This window comes from Acinetobacter sp. G11 (assembly GCF_049808495.1).
GTDB lineage: Bacteria > Pseudomonadota > Gammaproteobacteria > Pseudomonadales > Moraxellaceae > Acinetobacter > Acinetobacter kookii.
The window spans coordinates 1-25,842 of sequence record NZ_JBNCAT010000019.1 but is presented as its reverse complement, the minus strand read 5'-3'; the positions used below and the strand labels follow the sequence as shown (position 1 = coordinate 25,842).

The window sequence follows — 25,842 nt, the reverse complement described above, 5'->3', positions numbered from 1 at the left end:
TCAGAGTTTTGTGCTGCTTTAGTTACAATTCAAAATATGTTTTGATGATATTCAATATTAAGGCTTTTGAGAAATTTATGGCAAAGCTCCATGAAATTATTCAGTGGTGTGATCAAACCCTGAAATCACACGAATTTAAAGACTATGCACCAAATGGCTTGCAAATAGAAGGCAAACCGGAGATTAGTAGAATTTTGTGCGCTGTTACGGCATCTCAGGATGCAATTGAGGCTGCCATTGCACAAGGTGCCGATTTACTGCTGGTTCATCATGGCTATTTCTGGAAAGGCGAACCCTACCCGATTACTGGTATGCGCGGTAAACGTATTAAAAGCCTGATTCAGCATGATATCTCACTGGTCGGCTACCATTTGCCTTTAGATAGTCACCCTACTTTAGGCAATAATGCCGCCATTGCCGACATTTTAGCTTTAGAAAATATTGAGGCTTTAGATCCGGCTGAACGCAACCCAATTGGCAATATCGGTTATTTAAAAACCGCCATGTCTGCTGAAGACTTTAAACAGTATGTGTCTGAACGTTTAAATTTTAGCGCCATCCATCTGCCTGCCGAAAAAACCAGCATTCAGAAAGTAGCTTATTGTACCGGTGGCGCTCAGGATTTTATTGGTAAAGCTGCCGCTCAAAATTGCGATGCCTACATTTCCGGCGAGGTCAGTGAACGTACTTTTTATGAAGCCAAAGAACTGAATGTACACTACTATGCCTGCGGACATCATGCCACCGAACGATATGGGGTACAACGTCTGGCAAAAGCTATTTCAGAACAGTTCGATATTGAGTATAGTTACTTCGAATTAAACAATCCGATTTAATTCAACATGAGCGGTTTAACATTTTCTTTATACGTATAAATTGAGGCTTTATTCTGTATTGTTATTTATAAGCAATGCGCAATTTTCCTCAAGAATCTATTACAATAAAGCCACTTAATGTTAAAACCCAGCAAAACGCAAGGAATTGAAGACATGACAACGATTACTTTACCGGCACTTCCATACGGTTATGAAGATCTTGCTCCGCACATCAGCAAAGAAACTTTAGAATACCATCACGACAAACACCACAACACTTACGTTGTGAACTTGAATAACCTGATCAAAGGCACAGACCTTGAAGGTAAAACTTTAGAAGAAATCATTAAAGCATCTGCTGGTGATGCTGCTAAAGTTGGCGTATTCAACAACGCGGCTCAAGTTTGGAACCATACATTCTACTGGAACTGTATGGCTAAAAACGGTGGTGGTAAAGCGACTGGTGCTTTAGCGGCTAAAATTGATGAAGCTTTCGGTTCTTATGAAAAATTTGCTGAAGAATTTGCTGCTGCTGCAACTACTCAATTCGGTTCAGGCTGGGCTTGGTTGGTTGCTGATGAAGTAAATGGTAGCCTTTCTATTCTTAAAACTTCAAATGCTGACACTCCACTTGCGCACGGTAAAGTTGCAGTGTTGACGATTGACGTTTGGGAACACGCTTACTACATCGACTACCGCAATGCACGTCCTGCTTATATCAAAACTTTCCTTGAAAGCTTGGTAAACTGGGATTATGCAAATGCTAAATATGCTGGCCAAGAAGCTGGCGTTGAAAAATAAGATTTGAAATAAATTTTATTTTTTGCATAAAAAACCATCCTTTAAGGGTGGTTTTTTTATTTTCAGAAGCCAAATGCATATTAATAAAGCAAATGATTCATTTCTTTACATTATCTTGTTGACGACCAGAGTTTTCATCCCTAAAATGCGCTTCAGATTCTCCAATAGCTCAGTCGGTAGAGCGACGGACTGTTAATCCGCAGGTCCCTGGTTCGAGCCCAGGTTGGAGAGCCATCTATTCTTCCATAGCTCAGTCGGTAGAGCGACGGACTGTTAATCCGCAGGTCCCTGGTTCGAGCCCAGGTGGAAGAGCCAAGATTCTAAAAAGCCCACTCATCATGAAGTGGGCTTTTTTATATCCCGCATTTCTATTCACCGCTCATCTCAACACCATTTTTTAAATACCTGCCTTAAACAGCCCGCTTGTAAATTGTAGACCATTCACCTATCTATTGTTCGCCGGTTAAAATTTCGTTATGTTAATCTGAATAAAAATATTCTAATAAACTGCCATGAATGCAACCTGGTTAAAATCTCTCATTTTCTGGATTATTTTGATTGTTGTCATGTTCGCGGTGTTTCAATGCAGTCAAAATTCTGAAAATAAAAAACAGGCTTCCGCGCTCATGTATGAACGCCTGTTTCATTGCACCCGTAATTTATCGCAAAAGAACCCGGAGGTTTTAAAACATATTCAGCAACAGCTTAAGCCCGAGCTCACCCAAGCCGAGCTGATGGAATTGATCAATGAATGCCGTAAAGCACAGCCCTTACAAAGTAAAGAAAATTATATAGAGCAGATAAAAGCACTTAAATAATCCGTAAAAAGCTTATTTTTAAGACATTCAATTCATTTTCATGGCTTTTTTAACCCTCAGCCCTTGACCCTTTAAGCTGAGATACATAGAATGCGTACCAGATTCTCCAATAGCTCAGTCGGTAGAGCGACGGACTGTTAATCCGCAGGTCCCTGGTTCGAGCCCAGGTTGGAGAGCCAGATTCTAAAAACCCACTCAACAGAGTGGGTTTTTTCTTATATCAAGATTTTATTGTGTTCAATTCAAGCCAAGCCACTTTTTTCCTTATTGGTTGCATTGCCACGCTCGCTTTGCTGACCATTATTTTTCAGCAACTGTTCAAACCACGGCAGAAGTTTTTTCCAAAGCGTGTGATCACGACTTTTGAAAGCAAAATGTTTATCCGGCTGAAAGAAGCTTTTCCGCAACATCATATTTTGGCGCAGGTTGCTTTTAGCGCCTTAATCACCAATGACAACTTTAAGATACGCAACAAGTTTAACCGTAAAGTCACCGACTTCGTTTTACTCAATCAAAAGCTCGAAGTGGTCGCAATTATTGAACTGGACGATCCCAGCCATCTAGGCAAGGAACAGGAAGATGCCGAGCGTGATGCCATGCTGAACGAAGCAGGCTATCAGGTCTATCGCTATATGGATATTCCAAGTGTCCATAACTTAAAAAAAGACATTTTAAATTAATTCCATTTCGGCATAAAAAAGCCACCGCATGCTACGGTGGCCTGATTCAATATAAATCGTTCAATTATTTGCTGGCTTGCTGTTCAGACGGCTCTACGGTAGCGTTAGAAGCAGCCTGCTCAGCTGCTTCACGGGCTTTGATCCGCTCCAGCATTTCAGCCTGCTGCTGCTTGTATTTTTGCTGGTTTTTCTCGTCGCTACTGACTGCCAAATAAGCCATAGAGACCAGAAAAATCGGGATAAGCAAACCCAGACTCATCAGAATAATCATCTTCTTGGGATTTGGTTTCACGCCTGACTGCGACATAATCAATACCTGTCAATCTATATACACTAAATTTTCCTGCCCACTATAACAAAACCCTGTGCTGTCTCAACAGATCATTCGCCTACTTTGTAAACTTGCATCAAAAAGCCGGTCGAAACCGGCTTTTTTTCGTCAAAACCCATCAAAGTCAGACAGCAAGCTGAATGCTCTCTAATACTTCTCGCAAGGTTTTTAGATAATTAAAGCCTGCTTCAGGCTTGTCCTGCATCCGCCAAGCCACATAACCATCCGGACGTACCAGTACAGCACCCGCTTCATGGATTTCAGATTTCCGGTTCCAGGTTCCGTAAACATCACGGTATTCACGGGAACCAATCTGAATTATGTCCAGATAAGGCAGATTCAGGGCATGTACCGCGTTTTTCCAGCCTGTACCGGACAGCCCGGTCAGCAAGGTAAAACGGCCCTGTCCCACGATATCCAGCGTTGATTGCTTCTGTCCTTTGGCATCAATCAGCCAGGTATGCGGCACTTTTGCTCCCGGACGTGTCGTTGCCTGCAAGTAAAGCTGCGGATCCTGCATAAAGGTTTCCGCTGTCGCCTCGGCAATCACAGCATTTGAATCATAACGCTGATTCAGCTCTACCCCTTGGGCATTAAATTCAAAATGCTTGATCTCGAGCGCCTGGAATAATTTTTGACGAATCTCGGCACCCGCGTCATCTTCAGCGAAAATTCGCTGCAACATCGCCGCCTGTGTCGTGACCCCCTCATCAAAACCAAAGACATCTTTGAGATGCTTATAGTCAAAACGGGACTGATTGGCACGGGCCACTATCTGTTTGCCCACAGGTACACGCTCATAAGTATAAGAATCCAGCAAGCTTTCCTTGCTCCAACCTTTCACCGCATAGGCCAGTTTCCAGCCGAGGTTAAAGGCATCCTGCATGCAGGTATTCGAGCCTAAACCGCTGGATGGTGGATGACGGTGTACGGCATCGCCGCCGCAGAACACATGACCTTTGGAATACTCTGTCGCCCAGGGCTGATTCACATACCAATACGACAGTTTTTGGATGTCTACTTCTGCAACTTCAGCTCCGACAAAAGCATTCAGGCGGGCACGAACCTGTTCCTCGGTCACTTGTGGCTCACCTTTGGAAATGTCAAATCCCCAGCCCATGATCCACTCATTCCATGGGGTAATGGCGCGCAACAGACCCATGCCCAGGTCACCAAAACTGGCTTCGGGATTAACAATCCATTGCAGGATGGCCGGGCGATGCTGCACGTATTGGCTTAAATCTGCCTTGAAGGTCACATACACGGTACCGGCACGTGCCATGACACCTTCCAGCGGCAGATTTAACTGCTCGACAATTTTAGAACGTGCGCCATCCATACCCACCAGATATTTGGCACGCAAGCTAAACTCGCTATTGGTAATCCGGTTTAAAAAAGTTGCCGTCACACCGTGTTCATCCTGCGTATGAGATAGATATTCGGTATTAAAGTTATAAATCGCACCGCGTTCAGCAGCATTTTTTGCTAACAATGCTTCCATTTTCGGCTGGATCAGATCTACCAATGGGCAGGGACTACCCTTGATATAATCGCCATGCCGTTCATCACCGGTACCCCAGGCGCTCAGACGGGCAATTTCTTCCCCAACCAGGCTGGTGGTAATCAGGCTTTCCCCCATCTGCTCCCAAGGCGTGGCAATCTGCTTGACCTGTTCTTCTACGCCCAGATCGCGCAACACTTCCATGGCACGCTGATTGGTAATATGTGCACGTGGACTGTTGGCCAGCCAGCTAAACTGGGTAAAAAGCTGGACTTTAATGCCATAACTAGCCAATGCCAGTCCCAAGGTTGATCCCGCAGGACCTGTTCCCACCACCAGCACATCCGTATCAAATTGCTCAGACATCACCTGCTCCTTTCCAATGCCACCCTTTAGCTGTCTGACCTCAGTGTATGCAACATCCTGATTTGACAGAACACCCATAGGCTTAAACTATGGTTGCATAGTTTTTAGGTCTGCCACATTTCATAATCTGACGTGCAGCATCAACCCAGAATCAGGCTGTGCAATCGGGTTTATAGGTGTGGTGAATTATGGAATTACGTCATTTAAGATATTTTGTCAGCGTAGTTCAGCAAGGCAGTTTCACCAAGGCGGCCGAAAAAATGTTTACCGCACAGCCTTCATTAAGCCAGCAGATTAAAGACCTGGAAGAAGAAGTTGGGGTATTATTGTTTGACCGCTCTGCTAAAAAAATCCGTCTAACTGATGAAGGTGAAGCCTTTTTACCTTATGCACAGAATGCGCTGGAAAATGCCCAGCTCGCTATCTCTGCTGCACGTCAGGTCGCCTACAATAAAAACAACCAGATTTATATTGGCTTTTTAAATGTGGCAGAACTGAAGGTCATGCCCTTAATTCTAGACAAACTCAAGCAGCAAATTCCAGATCTGCACATTCATGTACAAAGCCTGACCTGCATTGAACAGATTCAGCGCCTAAAGAATGCAGAGCTCGACCTGACCTTTACCCGTTACGCCGTGCAGCATGATGATTATGAAAACCTGTGCTTACTGACTGAAAAAATTTATGTCGTGGCGGCAGAGAAACTCCATCCTTCCAAACATCAGATTAACCGTGAATACCTGAGCAAACAGAACATCATCATGTGTGAACAAAGTGCATCACCGGTGTTCTATGAAAAGATCAATCAACAATTGCAGCTCAAGCACCTGCCGCATCATCAGATGCTCTGGGTGACCAATGTCCTGCAACATATCAACATGATCAATATGGGCCTGGGCTTTAGTTTCGTTCCGGAATACCTGCTGAAATTTTTAGGCGATCATGTCCAGATGGTGGCGACCGAATTCGAGCTTCCGACCCTGCAGTTGTATGCCAGTTTCAGGAAAAATTCCAAAAATGCCGCCCTCCAGTTCATTACCCGGGAACTAAAGATGCAAATTCAGTTGGGCTGATGTTGCAACTGATCTTTACCCATACTAAAAAGTATCCGTATAGACTAATACCAGTCAGTTAAGAAATTGACTGGTATTTTCTTTTTTAAATTCATGACTGTAGTTGATATGTGGAAAAGTCATCCGCAACTGTTTGAGGCATGAGGTGCATTGCACCGCAAGATTAAAAAAATGATTGTTTCTGCGACAAATTTGCTAGTTGATAGTGGCTGACGAATTTTGCGGTGAGGAGCATTGCTCCGCAAGATGCCTTTGGTCTTACGAAGCAGTGCTCCTCAGGGCGAAACCAAAGTAACAAATGAGCTGCAAGACTTTGATTTGAAACGGTAAGACTCCGTCGTGAACTACTAAAAAGCTAAAGAGTTTATTTCGAAACTCCTTAACTGATCAGCATTATCTGCATGGACACTTTTTATGACGATTTTTACTTCAAATAATCGCTAAAACAAGGCAAGGAAAATTCCAGCAAAAATCATGACACCTACCCAGCGGTTATGACGGAATGCCCAGAAACAGCGCTGCGGATCGCGATCACGGGTCTTGCTCCATTGATAGATAAAATCAGCTGCCACACAGAGCAATGCGATTAAACCAAATGGCATCAACAGATTTTCCAGATACAGGGCACTGCCAATCAATACAAGGCTGATGACTTGCAATAAAGAAATAATCTCAATGTCATATTTACCGAATAAAATCGCCGTCGACTTCACCCCGATCTTTAAATCATATTCACGGTCGGTAATGGCATATTGGGTATCATAAGCCACGGTCCAGGCCAGATTGCCAAAGTACAAAAGCCAGCAGGTTAAATCCGGTGTCTGCCCCACCGCCGTATAGGCCATTGGAATGGACCAGGAAAATGCCGCCCCCAAAAACACTTGCGGCAAATGGGTATAGCGTTTCATAAAGGGATAGATAAACGCCAGGAACAACGCCCCAAATGACCAGTAAAAGGTTTCTATTGGCAAGAAAAACAGCATGCAGGCACTGGCAGCCACCAGGGCCAAAAATACATATATCGCTTCTTGAGCACTGATTATTCCGGTCGCCAGTGGACGGGTTTTGGTCCGTTCCACATGGGCATCGACTTTACGGTCAGCAAAATCATTAATGGCACAACCTGCCGCCCGCATAAAAATGGTGCCCAAAATCATGGGAATCAGAATGCTGATGGATGGCATACCCTGATTGGCAATCCATAGTGCCCACATGGTGGGCCAAAACACCAGTTCTGTACCAATCGGCTTATCAAAACGGCAAAGATAATAATAAGCTTCCAGGCGTTCACGCCAGGTAATTTGATGCGCAGTTGCCATGACAATCCTTAACCAGGTTACTGTTTAATTTTTTGTTGAATAAATTGCTCAAATGCAGGTAAAAAAGTTTCCTGCACAATGAATTTACAACCATGCCAAGTATAACAACTTTGCCGCGTCCAGCCATCTTCCAGCAGAATGACACGGCGCTCGCAATCTGGATTGGTACGCTGAAATAAAAACCATCCGATCGGTTTTTTACCGATATGCTTAAAAAGTCGCGCCCGACGCTGCAAGCTTAATATGGGAAAAATACTTTTCGCCTTGACCCAGGGCTGGGCTTCACAGCCATATAAATAGCTTTCACGTACCCAGGAGGTATGCTGATGCGGCATGTTCATCCAGCGGCTATCCACCCGGCTTAAACGTTGATAATGCTCTTCAATGGGCTGGACCTTGAATACCCCACCTGCCAAATCGGTTAATTGTTGTGTCAGTGAACCTGAAGCATATAACCAGGGCTTTAATGCAGGTAAAACAATTGAATTTTGATTTGCGTATGCACGCGGTTCACGCATAACCATAAAGCTCTTAAAAATATGAAAATTTATACACAGTTTAAATGATCTTCAGAAGACTTGAGTTTACTTGTTATCATTTAATTTGAAATGAAATTTTGGTTTAACAGTTGTCTGTTTTGGCAATGACTTCAAATTTTCCCTGCGGAGTCTTAATTAAAATCATGCCTTCGGCACTTAAATAAAAGCTTTCAGGATAAGCATAATCCAGAGCCAATTCAGGATTTTTAAGACCGACAAACTCAGCCTGCTTATAACCCTCCACAGTACGGCCTACTTCCAGATATTCCACAGTCGAGAAATTCATTTTAAATCCCTTGTCATGATCAAACGGATCGATCCAAGGATAAAAGCTGGTTTGTTTTTTACGTGGCTTTGCCATAAATGGAGGACTCTTGTAAATCTTAACCCCCATCATACAAAAAACCCGCGACAAGCGCGGGTTTTTCTTGAACCTAAATTCGAATATGAATTACAGGCTGTAGTACATGTCGAATTCAACTGGGTGAGTAGTCGTGTTCAGACGACGTACTTCTTCAGTTTTAAGTTCGATATAGGCATCAAGCATTTCTTTAGTGAACACGCCACCTTTAAGCAGGTAATCGTGATCCGCTGCAAGAGCTTCAAGCGCCATATCCAGGCTGTGAGCCACTGTAGGGATTTTAGCTTCTTCTTCAGGGGGAAGATCGTACAGGTTCTTGTCAGCAGCTTCACCTGGGTGAATCTTGTTTTGAATACCGTCAAGACCAGCCATCAACAATGCAGCGAAACCTAAGTACGGGTTCATCATTGGATCTGGGAAACGTGCTTCAATACGCTTGCCTTTAGGGCTAGATACGTAAGGAATACGGATAGAAGCTGAACGGTTGCGTGCTGAGTAAGCAAGCATGATCGGTGCTTCGAAATGTGGTACTAAACGTTTGTACGAGTTAGTAGACGGGTTAGTGATCGCGTTCAATGAACGAGCGTGCTTGATCACACCGCCGATGAAGTACAATGCCATTTCTGACAAGCCTGCATATTCATCACCAGCAAACAGGTTCTTGCCGTCTTTAGAGATAGACATGTGAACGTGCATACCAGAACCGTTATCACCTACCATTGGTTTAGGCATAAAGGTTGCAGTTTTAGCGTATTGATGCGCGACGTTCCAAACTGCATATTTGAACTGTTGTACTTCGTCAGCTTTACGAACCATCGTGTTGAAGCTTACGCCAATTTCAAGCTGGCAAGAAGCAACTTCGTGGTGGTGTACTTCTACACGGCCTGGGCCCATGATGTCTTCAATACGTGCACACATATCAGCACGCATATCTTGATGAGAGTCAACTGGTGGAACCGGGAAGTAACCGCCTTTAACGCGTGGACGGTGACCAGAGTTACCTGATTCATAGCTGTTACCAGTAGACCAGGCAGCTTCTTCAGCGATCAATGTGTGGCGCGCGCCAGACATGTCGATGTCCCATTTCACTTCGTCAAACACGAAGAATTCTGGTTCTGGACCGAAGAATGCAGTATCACCGATACCTGTTGATTTTAAATATTCTTCTGCACGGCGAGCGATAGAGCGCGGGTCACGTTCATAACCTTGACCAGTAGATGGCTCGATTACGTCACAAGTTACCACAACTGTAGCTTCAGCGAAGAACGGGTCAAGGAAACATGTTTCAGCGTCTGGACGCAAGATCATGTCAGAAGCTTCAATGCCTTTCCAACCAGCAATTGAAGAACCGTCAAACATTTTACCGTCTTCAAAAGTATCTTCGTCGATTGTATCTGCAGGGTAAGTTACGTGCTGCTCTTTACCCTTAGTATCAGTAAAGCGAAAATCGACCCATTTTGCGCCACTTTCTTGGATGAGTTGAAGGACCTTGTTCGCCATGCTCATTTTGCTCCGATGATTTTTTGTTGCACCTGCTAAGTGCGTGTTAGTAGTTGGTGTCTATAAAGCAATTCTCGTACCAACTTTAAAAAAGCAAAGCTAAAATACTGAATTCTTTATCAGAATAGAAGATTTGAGCCTTTTGCTTTGTTGCTATTATACTGTGTGTAAATCTAAATGCACCATATTCAAACACTCATAATCACATTTACTTGAAAAGTGGCTTTTAATGTATCAAATTGGTGCACACTTATTTTCTATAGCTTGAAAAGCTGCTGTTTTGACTGAATATCCATCAGTCCCGCTTAAAATAAATTCTTAATAATTTGTTTTCTGTCATGTTAATGATTTCATTATGGAATATTTTTAATATTGTCGCGTTGAAGCCGAAAATTATTTAAACTTAAAATCAAACATATCTCATTATTATTCATATGTTTTTCATTTTTCAACTTTTAAACTGCCCATATTTCAGACTATCGACAGCATGAAATACTCTGCGCCATTTTGGTGACAATCCATAAATCTGATTTTAAGTGATTTATGGTTTTTTATGAAGCCAAACTTCAATGAGGTAAAATTTAAGCAGTTTAAACTTACCTTTAGATAGCTTATTACCAAAACACATTAAGACTTAATATTAAGTTTTGAAATTGATCTTTGATCTGTAGCCTATTTTCACAGTAGCATTCCATGATTAACCTTGTCTTGAATGAATTTTCTCCACCATAAAATGCAAATAAATCAGCTTATTCTCATATAGTGATTTCTATAAAATCATTATCCTGGAAATAGTTCAGCCGAAAATGTTTATTTTTTGCTATGATTATTCACACTCCATTTTTTAGCCATTTTGCTGCCTTTGGTTCAGGTTGGACCATGCAGTGAAAATCCGAATCATGCGAGTATTCTTGGACTATTCGAGCACATATACGTGCGCAAATTTCAATAGGTTAGCTCATGCTTTTAATGATCGACAACTATGACTCTTTTACCTACAACATCGTGCAGTATTTTGGCGAGTTAAATCAGGAAGTAAAAGTAGTCCGTAATGATGCCGTGACATTGGAAGATATCGAGCGATGGCAACCGAAGTATCTCGTCATTGGTCCCGGCCCGTGTTCACCAAGCGAAGCAGGCATTTCCATTCCTGCAATCCAGCACTTTGCCGGCAAAATTCCTTTATTGGGCGTGTGTTTGGGACATCAAAGTATTGGTCAAGCTTTTGGTGGAGATGTGATTCGTGCCAAAAAAGTCATGCATGGCCGCTTATCGGACATGTATCACAGTAACAAAGGGATTTTCAGCAATCTGCCTTCTCCATTTTCGGCAACGCGCTATCATTCTCTGGTAATTGATCAGGCAACCTTGCCGGAATGTCTGGAAGTCACCTGCTGGACCAATGAAGAAGATGGCTCTATGGAAGAAATCATGGGTGTGAAACATAAGACATTGCCGGTTGAAGGCGTGCAGTTCCATCCGGAATCCATTCTGAGTGAACACGGTCACCAAATCTTCAAAAACTTTTTAGAAATTTACGCATAACGAGTGCTACAAAGACTATGAATATTCAACAAGCTTTAAATAACATCACTAAAAATATCGAACTCACTCAACCGCAAATGGAAGAAGTGATGCGTACCATCATGCAAGGTGAAGCAACCGATGCACAGATTGGTGCCTTGATGATGGGACTGCGCTTAAAAGGCGAAAGTATTGACGAAATTACTGCCGCTGCTCGTGTCATGCGTGAGTTTGCAATTAAAATTGATGTCAGTGACTTACCTCACCTGGTCGATATTGTAGGTACGGGGGGCGACGGACAAAACCTGTTTAACGTGTCTACTGCATCAAGTTTTGTCATTGCAGCCGCAGGTGCAACCATTGCCAAACATGGCGGCCGCGGTGTGTCATCCAAATCAGGTTCTTCTGACCTGCTTGAACAGGCAGGCATCAACCTTGACCTGAACATGCAGCAAACTGAACGCTGTATCCGTGAAATGGGGGTCGGTTTCCTGTTTGCACCCAATCATCACAAAGCCATGAAATACGCTGCTGGTCCACGTAAAGAACTCGGCTTCCGCAGTATTTTCAACCTGCTTGGTCCGCTGACCAATCCGGCCGGGGTGAAACGTTTTGTGATTGGCGTATTCTCGACTGAACTTTGCCGTCCAATGGCTGAGGTACTCAAACAGCTAGGGGCAGAACATGTAATGGTGGTGCATTCTAAAGATGGTCTGGATGAAATCAGTCTGGCCTCTTCCACTTATGTGGCTGAACTGAAAGACAGTGAAATTACCGAATGGGAAATTCAACCCGAAGCCGTCGATATTGAATCACAAACCTTGACCGGCCTTTCTGTAGATAGCGCAGCTGAAAGCCTGACTTTGATTAAAGATGCCTTAGGCAAGAAAAAATCGGCTCTGGGTGAAAAAGCGGCCAATATGGTGGCACTGAATGCCGGTGCAGGCATCTACGTTTCAGGTTTGACCAATAGCTATAAACAGGGTGTCGCATTGGCACATGACATTATTTATGGCGGGCAAGCTTTAGAAAAGATGGGCATTTTGTCTGAATATACAAAAACGTTAAAAGAATACGAAGCTTAAGACAGTAGGACAAAGATCATGGTAGATATCGCAAATACAATTTTAGGCAAAATTGTGGATCGCAAACAGCAAGAATTTGCTGCTCGTCTTAAGCAACACAGCTATAAAGATGTGGAAGAACTGGCTCAGGCGGCAACACCTGTGCGTGGTTTTGCACAATCTTTACAAAGTAAACGCCCGGGTGTGATCGCTGAAATCAAGAAAGCCTCTCCATCGAAAGGCGTGATTCGTGAAAATTTCAATCCTGCCGAGATAGCCCAGCAGTATGAACAGGCAGGCGCTGCTTGCCTGTCTGTACTGACAGATGTGGACTTTTTCCAGGGTGCGGACGAAAATATCCGGATTGCCCGTTCGCACTGTGCCCTGCCGGCATTACGCAAGGATTTCCTGATTGACCCGTATGGCGTGATTGAAGCCCGTGCCCTGCATGCAGACTGTATTCTTTTAATTGTGGCGTGCCTGTCTGACCAGCAACTGGAAGAAATGTCTAAAACTGCATTCGAGCACAATCTGGATGTACTGGTTGAAGTGCATGATGAAGATGAGCTGGAACGTGCTTTACGACTTTCAGAACGTTGTTTGCTGGGCGTGAATAACCGCAATTTAAAAACTTTTGATGTCGACTTGAACACATCATTGCGTTTAAAGAAATTGCTTGAGCCTTCACGCTTATTGGTGACTGAAAGCGGCATTGCCACACCAGATGATGTCCACATGATGCAAGAACATGATATTCATGCCTTCCTTGTGGGTGAAAGTTTTATGAAACAGCCTCGTCCAGATCAAGCCTTTACTGCATTGTTTGGTCAGCCTGTAACGATTGAATGAATATTAGAGATTATGAGTAAACATGATTCTTCGCTTTCGAAAGATCAGTACAATTTACTGAAATCTTTTAAAAAGCAAATCACTCATCCGCATTCCTCGAATATTGCGAAGCAGCCTGCGCCTGTGCAAAAGGCTGCTGAACAGGAGCAGGAAGATGACTTCGCACTTTTTCAAAAGCAAATGCAAGGTGTCAAGAAAATGGACACCGGCAACATTGCCAAACTTGAAAAAGCCTCAAAGAAAAAACCGGATGCACAAACCTTAGCAAAACGTGCAGCTGCGACCGGCCCTATGCAAACCGATGCGACCGAATTGTCCGATACCCAAGCCATGCTTAATCCCGTGGCCAGCCAGGCCACATTAAGCTACCGCATTGCAACGTTGCAGCACAAAGTCTTTGAAGATTTAAAAGCAGGCAACCTGCGCTGGTTTGAGGCGGTTGACTTGCATGGCTGTACTGTAGAAGAAGCACGTGTTGCGGTACTGCAAATTATTCAGATGGCCAAAGATGAAAATCAGAACGTGATTAAGATTGTGCACGGCAAAGGTCCGGAAGCGATTTTAAAAACCTATGTCAACGGCTGGCTGCGTCAGCACCGTGATGTTTTGGCCTTTGTCAGTGCGCCTGAAAAGCAAGGCGGCACAGGTGCGGTTCTGGTTCTGCTCAAACGAAGCGAAAAGAACCCAAAATTCAAACAGTAATCGGAATTTTTCACTAAAACAGGGCATTGTAGCGGTTTTCTGCTACAATGCCGTCCTTGTTCAATATCAGTGTAAGTGAACACGTCTTATGTCTATGCAGCAATCCTACGCCAACATTTTAACTGCCGTTGGTGAAGATCTTAATCGTCCGGGTCTTAAAGATACGCCAATGCGTGCTGCTAAAGCTTTTTCGTATTTAACGTCTGGATATAGCAAAACTCTGGAAGAAGTGACCAATAGTGCGGTCTTCCCCTCTGACAACCGTGAAATGGTCCTGGTCAAAAATATCGAATTCTACTCACTCTGCGAACATCATTTACTGCCGTTCTATGGCCGTGTACATATTGCGTATTTACCTGAAGGCCAGGTATTGGGTTTATCCAAATTTGCCCGTATTACTGAAATGTTTGCGCGCCGCTTGCAAATTCAGGAAAACCTGACCCAGCAAATTGCGGAAGCAGTGGCTGAAGTGACCAAAGCTCGCGGTGTTGCGGTAATGATTGATTCTGCGCATATGTGCATGATGATGCGCGGTGTAGGCAAACAGGAATCCACCACCCGTACCGTGTCTTTTGTGGGCGATTTTAAAACCAATAAAGAGGAACGTCGTGAATTTTTAGCGGCTTTACCTGAAAGCTATTAATTTCATGCTAAAAAAAGCCTCAAGATCTGTTGAGGCTTTTTTTATGTGAGCTTAGAGTCTATAAGACTTTAACGTACCTGATTGAAGTATATACATTTAAGGATCGCTCATGTCGCAACTTTGGTTAGCCGGACAAGGTTTAACGCAGGCTGAAAAATCAATTGATTACCCCCGCCCTGACCGTTTGGTGCAAGGTAATCCTCAACGTGAAACGTATAGCCTGTATGAACATCCAAATATGGACTGTGGTATCTGGCACTGTGAAGTGGGCTGCTGGAACATTCAGTTTGCCGACAACAAACAGGAATTCTTTCAAGTGATTGAAGGGGTGGTTCGTATCCACGACCAAGCGGCTGGAACTTATATTGAAGTGAGCGCCGGAAATGCCGGAATTATTCCGCCAAGCTTTGCGGGAAGCTTCGAAGTGGTTGAAGCCGTGAAAAAATACTACGTGATTGTCGAAGCCTGATTTTCACAGAATAGACATCCGCCTGAAATTTCCAAAAAACTCCCCAAGCTTAAAGGAGTTTTTTATTCATCGATTTGATTTTTCCAGATTAAGCCTTAGCTGCCTGCTTGGTGACCTGAATGCAGTTTCGGCCATTGTTTTTTGCCGCATAAAGCGCTGCATCTGCCGCATCCAAGAAACGCTGATAGTCAGGATGACCATCATACAGTGCACAGCCAATACTGACGGTAAAATTAAAACTGATGCCCATACTGGTACGAATGGTGGTTTCCTGAATCCGGCTACGGACCTTTTCTGCAATCTCTTGTGCCCGAACCAGATCACTATCCACCAGCAGCAATAAAAACTCTTCTCCACCCACGCGGAAGGCATAATCACTGCCCTTAATGGAATCGAGCAGCACTTCACCAATAAACTTTAAAGCCGAATCACCGGCTGCATGGCCGAATTTGTCATTAATCCGTTTAAAGTAATCGGCATCTATGGCCAGCAAAGACAAAGGCGTATTATTTTTACGGGAAAAATTAATCTCCCGCGAAACAATGGTATGCAAATAGCGCCGATTGAGCAGTTGAGTGAGGGAATCACTGCCCGAGTCGATATAGTCAGCCACCTGAAACAGCTGATCGACCAGATGCTGAATCTCCCTGTTGTTTTCACGAATATGCTGGATGAGCTGAATGGCCTGCTCTCTTGCAGCTGCATTCAAAACTTGCTGGCTCAGCAGATCACTCTGGTGAATACGGTCAATAATGACCGAAACCTGCTCAGACCCGGTAAAGGCATAAGCGGCTTTATGGATAAACCATAAACCAAATTCAGATTTGGACAGCAAGGGATGCGTAAATTTCGGCTCATTCGAAAATACCTTAAACATCAGCTCATTTTCCCAGTCCAATAACGAACTGCGCTGCTTGTCCTTTTGCGAGGCTACATCCTGCATGGCTGAAAATAAACGATAGGTATGTTTTATATCATTATTTTTTTCTAGATTGACTTCATAGGAGCGGCACATAATTTCCGAAGCAAAACCCAGTATCTGTACAATATACGCTGCAATCAGCAGACTGTTTTCTTGTACCTGCTCGGCCTGAAGCAAAAAGACTTTCTTTTCAATTTCACCGATGCCCCGCATAATCAGCCAGGATGGAATACCGATACGCGCATGCACTTTGCCGACCATCAGCTGCTTTTCGACAATCTCGATAAAGTTCTGCTGTAGCGGCACATTAAAACAATCGATTAACCATTGATTCAACGTGGTTTTTAAACGGTTTTGCACCATATCATCGGATAAGAAATAGGAGGCTTCCTTTTCCTGCATGATATTTTTATAAAACTCATAGACCAGTGTTTGGGAATGCGCTTGGATAAATTGAAAGGTGTCATTTAAATCAGTTGTTGAAAAGCTCTGACAAACCGACTTCCATTGTGCAGCAAGCGTGGCAATGCTTTCAGTATTCATACTATTGATTCCAGCACCTTGAGAATATGAGGGAGATTTTTAGGTGAATAATATAACAAATTTTTACAAAGTAACGTTGTGAACTATTCGATGTTTTTCATAAATAGTGAGAAAAAATAAATTTCTTATAAGCTACTAAAAAAACCGTACATATCCCAGACTGGTTTTCATCCAGTCCTTATGGTCTTGTTGCTGGTATTGCCAACTGAAACGAATCGCATTTTGATGATTCAGGACATATTGCAGGTGGCTATCCAGTTTAAGCTGCCATTGCTGTGAATCTTGCCAATAAGGTAATTCAACTTGTATTAAGCTATTGATTTTATCTGACCAGATATTCTGGCAGCCTATGGTAGGTCCCATCCCGATACGCCAGCCCTGCTCTAACGCCTTGCCAACCTGTATATGGTTTTGCAGCTGCATATAGCACACATGCTCACGTTCCGGGTCTGCATAGCTATAGCCTATCTGAACCTTTAAATGGGCAAGGCCATGCTGCTCATGCTCACTGAATCGGCCATTTTGATCCAGCGATTCCTGCTTCCAGCCCAGGTTAAAACCCCAGCTGAGTGGCGTTTTAAATGGAGTTATCGGGTTATAGGAATTCACATTCAGAAAATCAAAGTGCTCCAGTTTCAACTTATCATCACGATACTGGATTGAGTCCTGCCAAAAAAGCAACTGTGTTCCGGTCCTAAAGCCCCCTTGTGGATCAATCAGGTCATGATAAGCCTGACGATGTCCCAGCTCGACAAACTTCTCACCCTGTACCTCACCCAGATTGACCGAAAAATGACGGGCATCATGCGCTTGAGTGGGGTCTACTTTAAGGCGTTGCGGTTGCTGGCGCTGTTTTTCCAGATCTATTTCACTGCGCATACTCAATAGCTGGCGCAAGCGTGGCTGGGCAAAACCTGGTTCAACTTTGGCTCCAATCAATTGCAGATATAAATCGTCATAGGCCATTTCTAAAATCTTGGCTTTATCGAAGTCGTTATAAGATTCTATGTGCTTAGACATCTCTACTGTTTCGGTAAAAGCGACTTGATGCGCCACTTTAGCCAGCTTTTTACCATGCTGTCTGGCTTGCGCTAAGAGCTGGGTTTCCAAAGCGGGCCGGTAAACTGTCTCTTTCACCAAACCTTGCTGCTCTATGGCCTTAATGGTTTCCACCGGAATGGCTGCAACTTTAAACTGTTGTTTTAAATTCAGCTGTGGACGAACCAGCTCAATGAGCCCCAATAAGCGATAAGCACAGTTATCACCCACAAAGTAATAAGGGAAACTGACATGTTTCATTTCCCAAATGTGCTGCACTAAAAATCGGGTTTCATCAGGGGTCAAACTGAGTTCATATTCCCACAAATCACGGCTTTCCAGATCGCCATATTCTTTTACCTTGCGGTAATAAGGCATTAAGGAATATTCACCCGGATACTGCCCGGTCAGGCCATTCCAGGCAAAAGCCCAGCCTTCACCATTGGTGACTGTTGCCGCATAATTCACCGCATAAGACACTAAATTGAGCTGTTTTTGATCTTTAGGGTCCAGACGCAACAAGGTATGCCCAAACATGGAACTGGGATTGCCCATAAAGTCGGTGGCATAGATGAGGGTTGCTTTATAGGGCTTGATCTGTCCAATCCAGTCGTCCAGTTCCGGACAAGTGACTTCTGGTAATTGTTGTGCTGAAAGATTGAGTTGCTGCATTAACCACTGACTGCGTGCTGGAAAACGGCAACGTACTGATTGATTCGGCGCTGCGGGTTGAAACAAGGCCTGGATATTGGCATGTAATTCCTGCTTTAAATCTGCCTTCCCGCCGTTTGATAAAAAATAACCTGCATAGCTGACTTCACTTTGTCCTTGTTTATCGGCATACATCAGTCTTTGCCAGGTGATGTTCTGGTCTAATTGTTGTTGGTCTGCACGTTCTATGTAGGGCTGAGCGATGTAAGCTTGAGCAGTTTGAGCAGTCGTTGCAGAATAGGCAATGGTGGAAGAGCTTAAAGCAAAAACGAACGCAAGTGATTTCATGCAAATTGGGTACTTATCTTTTATTCAAGAAGAAAGGTAAAATAAGAAAAAACCCCGTCAGACTGACAGGGTTTTGGGACATTCAATTATACGTAGGCTTTCAGCACTTCATCTTTAGCCATCACTGCTTGCAAAGAAGCAAGTACCTGAAGTGAATCGTGATTTTCTGCAGAATAAATTTGAGCGAAATTCTGTTTAGAAACCGCAAAGAAACGGGCTTTGTCTTGCGCTTTAATGTTTAAAAGTTCAGCCAGTACATTTAGGCTTTCCCCCTCACCCACAGCCATGTCACGTGCCAAAGATTCAGCATTTTCATTGGTAAAAGTCACCGCTTGAGCCGTCACCGTACCTGTACCGCTACACCCCAGCGTACCAAAAGTAATACCGAATAATTGGTTGGCAAAAAGGCCATTGGTCGTTGCAGCAAGAATTTTAGGCACCTTACCGGATTGACCTGCCCAGACTTGAGAACCGATACCACAACCTGCATCTCGATCTGCAAATGCCGCGGTAGAACCAAGTGCAACCACTGCAGCTAAAGCTAATTTTTTCAACATGGTTATTCTCCAAATTTATTATTCAAGCGTTCTAATTCTTCACAGTTGTGTAAATTTTATTACACCTCTGTAAGATAGCTGCAACTTTCTGATAACGCAAAGCAATTTCTACTAAAGTTATTTTTAAACATACAAGTCATTGAAATTATTTATTTTTTAAAGTCCAGACCCCATCTTTGCTGCGATTACCCAGTATTTTTAGCACCAAAACCAGACTCAAAAGCAGCAGTAAATACCACGACCCCATCTTGCCCCAACCGACCATATGCCAAGTTTCGACCTGACTGGGATAGAGCCAGATTTTATTAAAGGTACTGATATTTTCCGCAATCCAGATAATAAACGCCAATACAATCAGTACGACTAACATCGGTAGCTGAATCTGATGTTGCTGTAACTGGAAGCGAATTTTGGTTTTCCAGAAAATGATCACACTCCAGGCGAAAAGCAACAGGCGAATATCGGGAACAAAAAACTTGCTCATGAAGTTGATATAGGACAGCACCGCCAAAGCCAGCATGTTGTTAAAACCCGGCAATTTCTCAAATGACACCTGATACAGCCTGAGTGAGCGTGCAAAAAAACTGCCGACTGCCGAATACATAAAGCCTGCAAATAAAGGAACCGTCAGTATTTTAAACACTGCCGGCTGCGGATATTGCCAGGATGCTATTTGCGGATGGGTCAGAAAAATTTCCATGCCCATGGCCAGAATATGGAACAAGGCAATAACCTTGGCTTCGGCCCAGGATTCCAGTTTTAAATACAGCAAACAGGCCTGAATGATTAAGGCATAGAACAATAAGTAATCATACCGGAAAAAGCCGTAAAACTCCTGGCTCCCCATAGATGCACTAAGTGCAAAAGCAATCAGCAGCAATATCCCAAATAAGGCAGCCGAAGCTGCCTTAAATGAGAACTCAAAACATGATTTAAAAAAACTGATCAAGGTTGAATCCTGAAAACTGAGTGAACTCACATCTATTTATAAATATTTGGCGCTATATTCATGCACCGTATCAATAAACACTTTAGGATTCGCAGGATCAACCCACTGGGTAATACCATGGCCCAGGTTGGCCACATAACCGGTTTTCTCGCCATGCGCATAAGCATCATCCAGCATGGCTTTGGTGGCTTTTTCAATCGATGCTGGCGTGCCATATAAGGTGGCCGGATCGAGGTTACCCTGTAATGCAGCACGACCATTCACGGTTTGGCGGGCGACATTCAAAGGCGTGGTCCAGTCCAGTCCAAACGCGTCTGCACCAGTGGCCACCATAGGCTCAAGCCACTGGCCGCCGCCTTTGGTGAATAAAATAACCGGAACTTTACGCCCGTCTTTTTCACGTTTTAAACCGGCAACAATTTTTTGCATGTAATTCAGTGAAAATTCGATATATTCACGATGTGCCAGCGCACCACCCCAGCTGTCAAAAATCTGTACCGCCTGCGCCCCGGCATCAATTTGCGCATTTAAATAATCAATCACGGCAATCGCCAAGCGGTCCAGCAAAGCGTGCAACACTTCCGGCTGGGCATACATCATCTGTTTGGTGTAACGGAAATCCTTGCTTGAACCGCCTTCCACCATATATGTAGCCAGTGTCCACGGACTCCCTGAAAAACCAATCAACGGCACTTGTCCACCCAATGCCGAACGAATGGTGCTTACAGCATTCATCACATAATCAAGGTCGGATTTGGCATTGAAATTGGGCAAACTGGCAACATCTTGCTCTGTGCGGATGCTTTTATGGAACTTTGGACCTTCCCCGGCTTCAAAATAAAGTCCCAGCCCCAAAGCATCGGGTACGGTTAAAATGTCTGAAAATAGAATGGCAGCGTCCAAATCATAACGACGCAAAGGTTGTAAGGTCACTTCACAGGCAAAATCGTTGTTTTTGCACAGGGAAAGAAAATCGCCTGCTTTGGCACGTGTTTCACGATATTCAGGCAAATAACGTCCTGCTTGACGCATCATCCAAACTGGTGTGGTATCTACCGGCTCACGCAATAAGGCCCGCAGAAAACGATCGTTTTTTAGCGTCGTCATTTACTTTCCCATCTCATTTTTAATCTTCGAACCATCATAACAAAAAGGTCGAAAATTTAGTAACTTCTCTTGCAGCTAAAAATCGATCACGTTAAATGTAAAATAATTTTTACACAAAACAAATACTGCATCTCCTCATTTTTTCTGCAATACTTGCGTAGTTTTGTCACATAGTTAATGAATAATTCTTAAGGTTGAATTACATGTACGTTCGCACATTACTCGCCATGAGTTTAAGTTGCATTTTTGCAGGTACAGCATTTGCCGCATCTACTGCTGAACAACCATTAAATCCTAAAAAGATGACCAATATTGCAGTTCAAGATCCGATTGATCCACTTGCAACCGATGCAGCATCTGGTGCGGCCAGCACTGCGAATACGCAGATTACACCACAAGAACAAAATGACCTGAACAAGGCTTCAGAAACCCTGCAAGATCTTCAAAATACGGAAGATGAGAATGCTGCGATTGGCGCTGCACCGACAACAAAAACACTGAGCACTCCAACCGGTACCACTTCTGCTGCTGCGAAAGCGTCCTGGACCTTGGAAGGTTTAAATAACGCTGAATGGTATGACAATATTGGCAAGGGTCAATTTCCTGTTTATGCACGTGCACATGTGATGCTGAACAATGCCCATGCTTCTCCGGGTGCGATTGATGGTGCAAGCGGTAAAAATACCCTTAAAGCGATTGCTTCCTTCCAGCAAATCAATGGCATTAAACCAACCGGTATTTTAACTCAGGAAACCTGGAATGCTTTGATTGCTCGCCAAGGTTCCAAACCTGCATTTATTGAATATACGATTACCGATGCAGACCTGAAAGGTCCTTATGCACAAACCATTCCGCACGATTATGCCTTGCAAGCCAAAATGAAAGGTCTGTATTACACACGCGTAACGGAAATGCTCGGTGAAAAATTCCATATGGATGAAGACTTTTTGAAAAAGTTGAATCCTAAAGCCACCTTCAAAAAAGCCGGTGAAAAAATCATTGTGGCCAATATCCGCAATGAAGTTCCGGAAGATATTCATCTGATCGTTGCGCATAAAGGTGCAAAACAACTGTACTTGTTTAATAGCCGCAACCAGATGATTGGATCATTCCCTGCCACGATTGGTAGTTCAGATACCCCATCTCCTACAGGTACCTATAAAATTACCGGTGTAGCGCCAAATCCATGGTACAGCTATTCACCAAGTAACTTTATTCAAGGTAAAAATACTAAACCACTTTCTTTACCGCCTGGTCCGAATGGCCCTGTAGGCAACATCTGGATTGGTTTAAGCAAAAAATCCTTTGGTATTCACGGTACGCCAAACCCCTCTGCCATTTCCAAAACTGCATCGCATGGTTGTATCCGCTTGACCAACTGGGATGCCAATGACTTGGGCAAGAAAGTCAAATCAGGTGTAACGGTTAAATTCCTGGAATAATTCCTGTACGCTGCATCAAGAAAAGCCTGCATCCGTTGCAGGCTTTTTTTATAACCTGCTGCCTGAACAATAAAGACATCTTCAACAATCATCGTTTCAAAAATAGAATGATTTGTTGTCATTTTATAATTTCTATGTCATTTTCAAACCATTAAAATAAGCCCATGTTTAAAAATAATGATAGGAGCATCATGATGAATGCTTTTTTACATCCAAGTGACAACCGTGGTCATGTCAAAATGGGCTGGCTTGAATCTAAACACAGTTTCTCGTTTGGCAGCTGGTACAATCCAAAACTCATGGGTGTGAGTGCCCTGCGCGTGATTAATGATGACCTGATTGCAGCGCATAACGGTTTTGGTACCCATCCTCATGACAATATGGAAATTTTGACCTGTGTGCTTAAGGGAACGATTTCTCATAAAGACAGCATGGGAAATGAAGGTGGAATTTCTGCCGGTGAATGGCAGCTGATGAGCGCCGGAACAGGTATTCAGCACAGTGAAATTAACCAGGGTGATGAGCCTGTTCATTTATTGCAGATCTGGATTATTCCAAATGAACGCAATGCAGAGCCAAGCTATCAACAAATCAAATGTGACCCGCGTGAACAGCCGAATCAATGGCATTTGATTGTTGGCCCTAACGAAAATGCACCGATGCATATTCGTCAGCAAGCCGAAGTAAAAACTGCGGTGATTCAACAAGGTCAAAGTTTGCCTATTGAGGCGACTCAACATATCAATTATGTGCATGTGATTTCAGGTGCAATCAAAATTGCAGAACATACTGTAGAAGCTGGTGGCGCCATTGCCTTTTTAGAGGCAAGCCAGATTGAAGCCTTGCAAGATGCACAAGTGATCTGGTTCGATTTACCTGAAGTGAAGCATTAAAACGCGATTTATCCGCTTATCAAACTTAGCCTGAGATGATCATTGTAAAATGGTCATCTCACCCTCTTTAAAATACTTAAATATCAATAATTTTAATAATTTAGCCATTCAAAATTTAGGGTAATTTCTATATATCCCGATAATAAAAATATATAAATCACACCAATCCTCATCACATTTTTACCTAAATCGAGGCTTTTTTAGGTGAATATCAATTTGTCTTATTTTTAATTTTACGCATGCATGGAAACACCCTGAACATAAGACATAAATTCATTATGAGAAGAGAAAATCCATATGAACCAGATTTTAGATATTCAAACAAGCCAGCAACAAGCTTTGCTTTTTTTATTAGATTTTTTAAAACAGCGAGACTACCAGTTTACCGCCATTACCCCACTTTCCCATCAACGTATTCTGAGCCGAAAAAGACAAGAAAAAAATACTGCAATTACGCTTCGGGACATATTCGGCTGGAATTTGGCATTTGCCGAAACTGATCTCGAGCCGGCGCTTTTCGAAATTCTGAAAGACAATCAGCTTATCCATTTTCAGGATCATCAATGGCGGAGTGATGTACGTGTCGCTTCACTCGATCGTGAATTATTCATTCATTCCAGTTTCCCGACCGTTCAGCAGGATTCGGTATTTTTTGGTCCCGACACTTACCGCTTTGAGTATCATCTCAAACAATATTTGGCAGCTCGTCCCCATTCATTTAAACGTGCTGTGGAATTGTGCTGTGGTACTTCGGCCGCTGCCATTAGCATGGCCAAACATTATCCAGACTTTAGTGAAATAATCGTCTCGGATCTTAATCCGAAAGCGTTGTTGTATAGTCAAATCAATGCCGGCTTTGCAGGTTTAGACAATATTTATCCAGTTTACAGCAATTTATATGACCATCTGGAAGGACAGTTTGACCTTATTTTTGCCAATCCGCCTTATTTAATGGATGCAGATCAGCGCCAATATCGGCATGGTGGAAATCAACTGGATGGTAATGAACTCGCCTTCAATATTGTAAAAGAAGGCATTCAGCGACTAAATCCGCAGGGATGTTTATTTTTATATACTGGTGTGGCTATCCGTCCAGACGGTAATCCTTTTTTAGAACAGCTTGAAAAATTGATGCTGTCGCAACCGAATATGCATTGGTGTTATGAGGAAATTGATCCCGATGTTTTTGGTGAAGAGTTGGAGCAACCGGCGTATCAGCATATAGAACGAATTGCTTTGGTTTTGGTGAAAGTGGAATTGATGGGTTAAAAGTGACTACTATTAGTAGCAGCTTTTCTAACTATTTTGTCTTATGATGAGTGGGAAGCTCTTGCTGTACCACATCAACAACAATTAGTTGACGATACTAGAAATTAGTCACCAATATCAGGAATGAAAACCTGCTTTAAAGAGATTAATGCTCTATATTGCGGTTTAAAATCTTCATAATAACGATAAATTAACTCTACAATTTCTTTACCATCAATAAGCCTTAATCGTGATTTATTTGTAGCCTTACTTTTTGCTTGATTGCTATAACTCCCAAGATTAACAAATAAAGCATATTCTCCATCTTCAAGAGTACCTAAAAGTTGATTAATTTCAGGTAATCCATTAGATGTTAAAGTTTTTTTACATTGAACCTTGATAATAGGCGGTTCAAACCCGAGTGTATCCTTGTGAGCAATAACATCAACACCACCATCGCCCGACCTCTGAGTAACCCTAGCAACATACCCCATGCATTCAAGCAAATGAGCGACAAACTTCTTCAAACTGATAGCCGTTTAAATTTTGATGTAATCTACGAATAATAAAATCTTCAGTTGAATACTTTGCTGATTCATTAATTACTTTGGTTACTGTTTCATCATCTGGTATTTCTTCTTGTTCTAATTCCTGTTCTTGTAACTCAACAATTGCATCTTGGTGGTGTTTCAAAAAGTATGCTGAAAAAAACAATATGGCTTTTGATAAAATAGAGGTATGAAAATAACGCTACAAATCAAATGTCCTACCTGTCTAAGTAACAATATA

At 43.0% G+C, this 25,842-nt stretch carries 27 protein-coding genes and 3 tRNA genes; 17 read left to right on the top strand and 13 right to left on the bottom strand.

Features of this window, described 5'->3' with window-relative positions; genetic code table 11:
- Positions 1 to 77 precede the first annotated feature (77 nt).
- The 7 genes from ACPUEY_RS08755 (at position 78) to ACPUEY_RS08725 (ending at position 3,114) form a co-directional block, all read left to right on the top strand.
- Positions 78 to 836 carry a Nif3-like dinuclear metal center hexameric protein gene (locus ACPUEY_RS08755; RefSeq protein WP_425121831.1) on the top strand — a complete coding sequence of 253 codons (759 nt, stop codon included), beginning with the start codon at positions 78 to 80 and terminating at the stop codon, positions 834 to 836.
- 153 nt (positions 837 to 989) lie between these two features.
- The gene (locus ACPUEY_RS08750; protein WP_092819991.1) at positions 990 to 1,616 is read left to right on the top strand and encodes a superoxide dismutase; all 627 of its coding nucleotides are present in this window, start codon (positions 990 to 992) and stop codon (positions 1,614 to 1,616) included.
- A gap of 158 nt (positions 1,617 to 1,774) precedes the next feature.
- A tRNA-Asn gene (locus ACPUEY_RS08745) sits at positions 1,775 to 1,850 on the top strand.
- A gap of 5 nt (positions 1,851 to 1,855) precedes the next feature.
- A tRNA-Asn gene (locus ACPUEY_RS08740) sits at positions 1,856 to 1,931 on the top strand.
- A gap of 197 nt (positions 1,932 to 2,128) precedes the next feature.
- Positions 2,129 to 2,434, top strand: coding sequence for a hypothetical protein (locus ACPUEY_RS08735; RefSeq protein WP_425121830.1), 306 nt, complete (start codon positions 2,129 to 2,131; stop codon positions 2,432 to 2,434).
- Between the two features lie 103 nt (positions 2,435 to 2,537).
- Positions 2,538 to 2,613, top strand: a tRNA-Asn gene (locus tag ACPUEY_RS08730).
- Between the two features lie 54 nt (positions 2,614 to 2,667).
- Positions 2,668 to 3,114 carry a DUF2726 domain-containing protein gene (locus ACPUEY_RS08725; RefSeq protein ID WP_425121829.1) on the top strand — a complete coding sequence of 149 codons (447 nt, stop codon included), beginning with the start codon at positions 2,668 to 2,670 and terminating at the stop codon, positions 3,112 to 3,114.
- Between the two features lie 64 nt (positions 3,115 to 3,178).
- On the opposite strand, the gene ACPUEY_RS08720 is transcribed toward ACPUEY_RS08725, so the two are convergent.
- Together ACPUEY_RS08720 and ACPUEY_RS08715 are read right to left on the bottom strand one after the other, a co-directional pair.
- Positions 3,179 to 3,421, bottom strand: coding sequence for a hypothetical protein (locus ACPUEY_RS08720; protein ID WP_425121828.1), 243 nt, complete (start codon positions 3,419 to 3,421; stop codon positions 3,179 to 3,181).
- A gap of 148 nt (positions 3,422 to 3,569) precedes the next feature.
- On the bottom strand, positions 3,570 to 5,312 hold the full coding sequence (locus tag ACPUEY_RS08715; RefSeq protein WP_425121827.1) for an FAD-dependent monooxygenase: 1,743 nt from the start codon (positions 5,310 to 5,312) through the stop codon (positions 3,570 to 3,572).
- 188 nt (positions 5,313 to 5,500) lie between these two features.
- Here ACPUEY_RS08715 and ACPUEY_RS08710 point away from each other — a divergent pair, with 188 nt between their 5' ends.
- On the top strand, positions 5,501 to 6,385 hold the full coding sequence (locus ACPUEY_RS08710; protein WP_425121826.1) for a LysR family transcriptional regulator: 885 nt from the start codon (positions 5,501 to 5,503) through the stop codon (positions 6,383 to 6,385).
- A gap of 440 nt (positions 6,386 to 6,825) precedes the next feature.
- Here ACPUEY_RS08710 and ubiA read toward each other — a convergent pair whose 3' ends face one another.
- The 4 genes from ubiA to glnA all read right to left on the bottom strand — a co-directional run bounded on the left by ubiA (position 6,826) and on the right by glnA (position 10,110).
- Positions 6,826 to 7,704 carry a 4-hydroxybenzoate octaprenyltransferase gene (gene ubiA, locus ACPUEY_RS08705; RefSeq protein WP_425121825.1) on the bottom strand — a complete coding sequence of 293 codons (879 nt, stop codon included), beginning with the start codon at positions 7,702 to 7,704 and terminating at the stop codon, positions 6,826 to 6,828.
- A gap of 17 nt (positions 7,705 to 7,721) precedes the next feature.
- The gene (locus tag ACPUEY_RS08700; RefSeq protein WP_131273322.1) at positions 7,722 to 8,222 is read right to left on the bottom strand and encodes a chorismate--pyruvate lyase family protein; all 501 of its coding nucleotides are present in this window, start codon (positions 8,220 to 8,222) and stop codon (positions 7,722 to 7,724) included.
- Positions 8,223 to 8,325: 103 nt separating this feature from the next.
- Positions 8,326 to 8,604 (bottom strand): hypothetical protein, encoded by a 279-nt coding sequence (locus tag ACPUEY_RS08695; RefSeq protein WP_425121824.1) that lies wholly within the window; start codon positions 8,602 to 8,604, stop codon positions 8,326 to 8,328.
- Positions 8,605 to 8,694: 90 nt separating this feature from the next.
- Entirely contained in the window at positions 8,695 to 10,110 is a 1,416-nt protein-coding gene (gene glnA, locus ACPUEY_RS08690; RefSeq protein ID WP_425121823.1) for a type I glutamate--ammonia ligase, read from the bottom strand.
- 954 nt (positions 10,111 to 11,064) lie between these two features.
- On the opposite strand from glnA, the gene ACPUEY_RS08685 reads away from it, so the two are divergent.
- From ACPUEY_RS08685 to ACPUEY_RS08660, 6 genes are all read left to right on the top strand, one after another.
- Positions 11,065 to 11,649: an anthranilate synthase component II gene (locus tag ACPUEY_RS08685; RefSeq protein WP_131273239.1), complete on the top strand. Its 585-nt coding sequence runs from the start codon at positions 11,065 to 11,067 to the stop codon at positions 11,647 to 11,649.
- Positions 11,650 to 11,666: 17 nt separating this feature from the next.
- Positions 11,667 to 12,713 carry an anthranilate phosphoribosyltransferase gene (gene trpD / locus ACPUEY_RS08680; protein ID WP_425121822.1) on the top strand — a complete coding sequence of 349 codons (1,047 nt, stop codon included), beginning with the start codon at positions 11,667 to 11,669 and terminating at the stop codon, positions 12,711 to 12,713.
- Positions 12,714 to 12,731: 18 nt separating this feature from the next.
- Positions 12,732 to 13,541, top strand: a complete 810-nt coding sequence (trpC, locus tag ACPUEY_RS08675; RefSeq protein WP_425121821.1) for an indole-3-glycerol phosphate synthase TrpC — start codon at positions 12,732 to 12,734, stop codon at positions 13,539 to 13,541.
- Between the two features lie 12 nt (positions 13,542 to 13,553).
- Positions 13,554 to 14,243, top strand: a complete 690-nt coding sequence (locus tag ACPUEY_RS08670) for a Smr/MutS family protein (RefSeq protein ID WP_425121819.1) — start codon at positions 13,554 to 13,556, stop codon at positions 14,241 to 14,243.
- A 94-nt stretch (positions 14,244 to 14,337) separates the two neighbouring features.
- Positions 14,338 to 14,886, top strand: coding sequence for a GTP cyclohydrolase I FolE (folE, locus tag ACPUEY_RS08665; RefSeq protein WP_425121848.1), 549 nt, complete (start codon positions 14,338 to 14,340; stop codon positions 14,884 to 14,886).
- Between the two features lie 109 nt (positions 14,887 to 14,995).
- Entirely contained in the window at positions 14,996 to 15,355 is a 360-nt protein-coding gene (locus ACPUEY_RS08660; protein WP_425121818.1) for a cupin domain-containing protein, read from the top strand.
- An 88-nt stretch (positions 15,356 to 15,443) separates the two neighbouring features.
- Here the strand turns inward: ACPUEY_RS08660 and ACPUEY_RS08655 are convergent, their stop codons facing one another.
- The 5 genes from ACPUEY_RS08655 to hemE form a co-directional block, all read right to left on the bottom strand.
- On the bottom strand, positions 15,444 to 16,820 hold the full coding sequence (locus tag ACPUEY_RS08655) for a diguanylate cyclase (RefSeq protein WP_425121817.1): 1,377 nt from the start codon (positions 16,818 to 16,820) through the stop codon (positions 15,444 to 15,446).
- A gap of 135 nt (positions 16,821 to 16,955) precedes the next feature.
- Entirely contained in the window at positions 16,956 to 18,857 is a 1,902-nt protein-coding gene (locus ACPUEY_RS08650; RefSeq protein WP_425121816.1) for a DUF4105 domain-containing protein, read from the bottom strand.
- A gap of 86 nt (positions 18,858 to 18,943) precedes the next feature.
- A complete protein-coding gene (locus ACPUEY_RS08645; protein ID WP_092819898.1) occupies positions 18,944 to 19,414 on the bottom strand; it encodes a DUF3015 family protein in 471 nt (156 codons plus the stop codon).
- A gap of 145 nt (positions 19,415 to 19,559) precedes the next feature.
- Positions 19,560 to 20,360 carry a DUF817 family protein gene (locus ACPUEY_RS08640; RefSeq protein WP_425121847.1) on the bottom strand — a complete coding sequence of 267 codons (801 nt, stop codon included), beginning with the start codon at positions 20,358 to 20,360 and terminating at the stop codon, positions 19,560 to 19,562.
- A 39-nt stretch (positions 20,361 to 20,399) separates the two neighbouring features.
- Positions 20,400 to 21,470, bottom strand: a complete 1,071-nt coding sequence (gene hemE / locus ACPUEY_RS08635; RefSeq protein ID WP_425121815.1) for a uroporphyrinogen decarboxylase — start codon at positions 21,468 to 21,470, stop codon at positions 20,400 to 20,402.
- A gap of 203 nt (positions 21,471 to 21,673) precedes the next feature.
- Here hemE and ACPUEY_RS08630 point away from each other — a divergent pair, with 203 nt between their 5' ends.
- The 3 genes from ACPUEY_RS08630 (at position 21,674) to ACPUEY_RS08620 (ending at position 25,074) form a co-directional block, all read left to right on the top strand.
- Positions 21,674 to 22,912 carry a L,D-transpeptidase family protein gene (locus ACPUEY_RS08630; RefSeq protein WP_425121814.1) on the top strand — a complete coding sequence of 413 codons (1,239 nt, stop codon included), beginning with the start codon at positions 21,674 to 21,676 and terminating at the stop codon, positions 22,910 to 22,912.
- Between the two features lie 194 nt (positions 22,913 to 23,106).
- A complete protein-coding gene (locus ACPUEY_RS08625; protein WP_425121813.1) occupies positions 23,107 to 23,805 on the top strand; it encodes a pirin family protein in 699 nt (232 codons plus the stop codon).
- Positions 23,806 to 24,102: 297 nt separating this feature from the next.
- Positions 24,103 to 25,074 carry a methyltransferase gene (locus tag ACPUEY_RS08620; RefSeq protein WP_425121812.1) on the top strand — a complete coding sequence of 324 codons (972 nt, stop codon included), beginning with the start codon at positions 24,103 to 24,105 and terminating at the stop codon, positions 25,072 to 25,074.
- 104 nt (positions 25,075 to 25,178) lie between these two features.
- On the opposite strand, the gene ACPUEY_RS08615 is transcribed toward ACPUEY_RS08620, so the two are convergent.
- Positions 25,179 to 25,580, bottom strand: a complete 402-nt coding sequence (locus tag ACPUEY_RS08615; RefSeq protein WP_425121811.1) for a restriction endonuclease — start codon at positions 25,578 to 25,580, stop codon at positions 25,179 to 25,181.
- Positions 25,552 to 25,746, bottom strand: a complete 195-nt coding sequence (locus ACPUEY_RS08610) for a hypothetical protein (RefSeq protein ID WP_425121810.1) — start codon at positions 25,744 to 25,746, stop codon at positions 25,552 to 25,554. The genes ACPUEY_RS08615 and ACPUEY_RS08610 overlap by 29 nt, the downstream gene beginning before the upstream one ends.
- Positions 25,747 to 25,842: the final 96 nt, after the last annotated feature.

What these genes read in the sequence shown, in the direction of transcription:
- ACPUEY_RS08720 (WP_425121828.1), bottom strand. Translation starts at nt 3,421, where the DNA reads ATGTCGCAGTCAGGCGTGAAACCAAATCCCAAGAAGATGATTATTCTG.
- ACPUEY_RS08655 (WP_425121817.1), bottom strand. Translation starts at nt 16,820, where the DNA reads ATGAATACTGAAAGCATTGCCACGCTTGCTGCACAATGGAAGTCGGTT.
- ACPUEY_RS08645 (WP_092819898.1), bottom strand. Translation starts at nt 19,414, where the DNA reads ATGTTGAAAAAATTAGCTTTAGCTGCAGTGGTTGCACTTGGTTCTACC.
- ACPUEY_RS08670 (WP_425121819.1), top strand. Translation starts at nt 13,554, where the DNA reads ATGAGTAAACATGATTCTTCGCTTTCGAAAGATCAGTACAATTTACTG.
- ACPUEY_RS08755 (WP_425121831.1), top strand. Translation starts at nt 78, where the DNA reads ATGGCAAAGCTCCATGAAATTATTCAGTGGTGTGATCAAACCCTGAAA.
- trpD (WP_425121822.1), top strand. Translation starts at nt 11,667, where the DNA reads ATGAATATTCAACAAGCTTTAAATAACATCACTAAAAATATCGAACTC.
- ACPUEY_RS08620 (WP_425121812.1), top strand. Translation starts at nt 24,103, where the DNA reads ATGAACCAGATTTTAGATATTCAAACAAGCCAGCAACAAGCTTTGCTT.
- ubiA (WP_425121825.1), bottom strand. Translation starts at nt 7,704, where the DNA reads ATGGCAACTGCGCATCAAATTACCTGGCGTGAACGCCTGGAAGCTTAT.
- ACPUEY_RS08630 (WP_425121814.1), top strand. Translation starts at nt 21,674, where the DNA reads ATGTACGTTCGCACATTACTCGCCATGAGTTTAAGTTGCATTTTTGCA.
- folE (WP_425121848.1), top strand. Translation starts at nt 14,338, where the DNA reads ATGCAGCAATCCTACGCCAACATTTTAACTGCCGTTGGTGAAGATCTT.
- ACPUEY_RS08750 (WP_092819991.1), top strand. Translation starts at nt 990, where the DNA reads ATGACAACGATTACTTTACCGGCACTTCCATACGGTTATGAAGATCTT.
- ACPUEY_RS08625 (WP_425121813.1), top strand. Translation starts at nt 23,107, where the DNA reads ATGAATGCTTTTTTACATCCAAGTGACAACCGTGGTCATGTCAAAATG.
- ACPUEY_RS08715 (WP_425121827.1), bottom strand. Translation starts at nt 5,312, where the DNA reads ATGTCTGAGCAATTTGATACGGATGTGCTGGTGGTGGGAACAGGTCCT.
- ACPUEY_RS08685 (WP_131273239.1), top strand. Translation starts at nt 11,065, where the DNA reads ATGCTTTTAATGATCGACAACTATGACTCTTTTACCTACAACATCGTG.
- ACPUEY_RS08710 (WP_425121826.1), top strand. Translation starts at nt 5,501, where the DNA reads ATGGAATTACGTCATTTAAGATATTTTGTCAGCGTAGTTCAGCAAGGC.
- ACPUEY_RS08695 (WP_425121824.1), bottom strand. Translation starts at nt 8,604, where the DNA reads ATGGCAAAGCCACGTAAAAAACAAACCAGCTTTTATCCTTGGATCGAT.
- ACPUEY_RS08735 (WP_425121830.1), top strand. Translation starts at nt 2,129, where the DNA reads ATGAATGCAACCTGGTTAAAATCTCTCATTTTCTGGATTATTTTGATT.
- trpC (WP_425121821.1), top strand. Translation starts at nt 12,732, where the DNA reads ATGGTAGATATCGCAAATACAATTTTAGGCAAAATTGTGGATCGCAAA.
- ACPUEY_RS08660 (WP_425121818.1), top strand. Translation starts at nt 14,996, where the DNA reads ATGTCGCAACTTTGGTTAGCCGGACAAGGTTTAACGCAGGCTGAAAAA.
- hemE (WP_425121815.1), bottom strand. Translation starts at nt 21,470, where the DNA reads ATGACGACGCTAAAAAACGATCGTTTTCTGCGGGCCTTATTGCGTGAG.
- ACPUEY_RS08700 (WP_131273322.1), bottom strand. Translation starts at nt 8,222, where the DNA reads ATGCGTGAACCGCGTGCATACGCAAATCAAAATTCAATTGTTTTACCT.
- ACPUEY_RS08650 (WP_425121816.1), bottom strand. Translation starts at nt 18,857, where the DNA reads ATGAAATCACTTGCGTTCGTTTTTGCTTTAAGCTCTTCCACCATTGCC.
- glnA (WP_425121823.1), bottom strand. Translation starts at nt 10,110, where the DNA reads ATGAGCATGGCGAACAAGGTCCTTCAACTCATCCAAGAAAGTGGCGCA.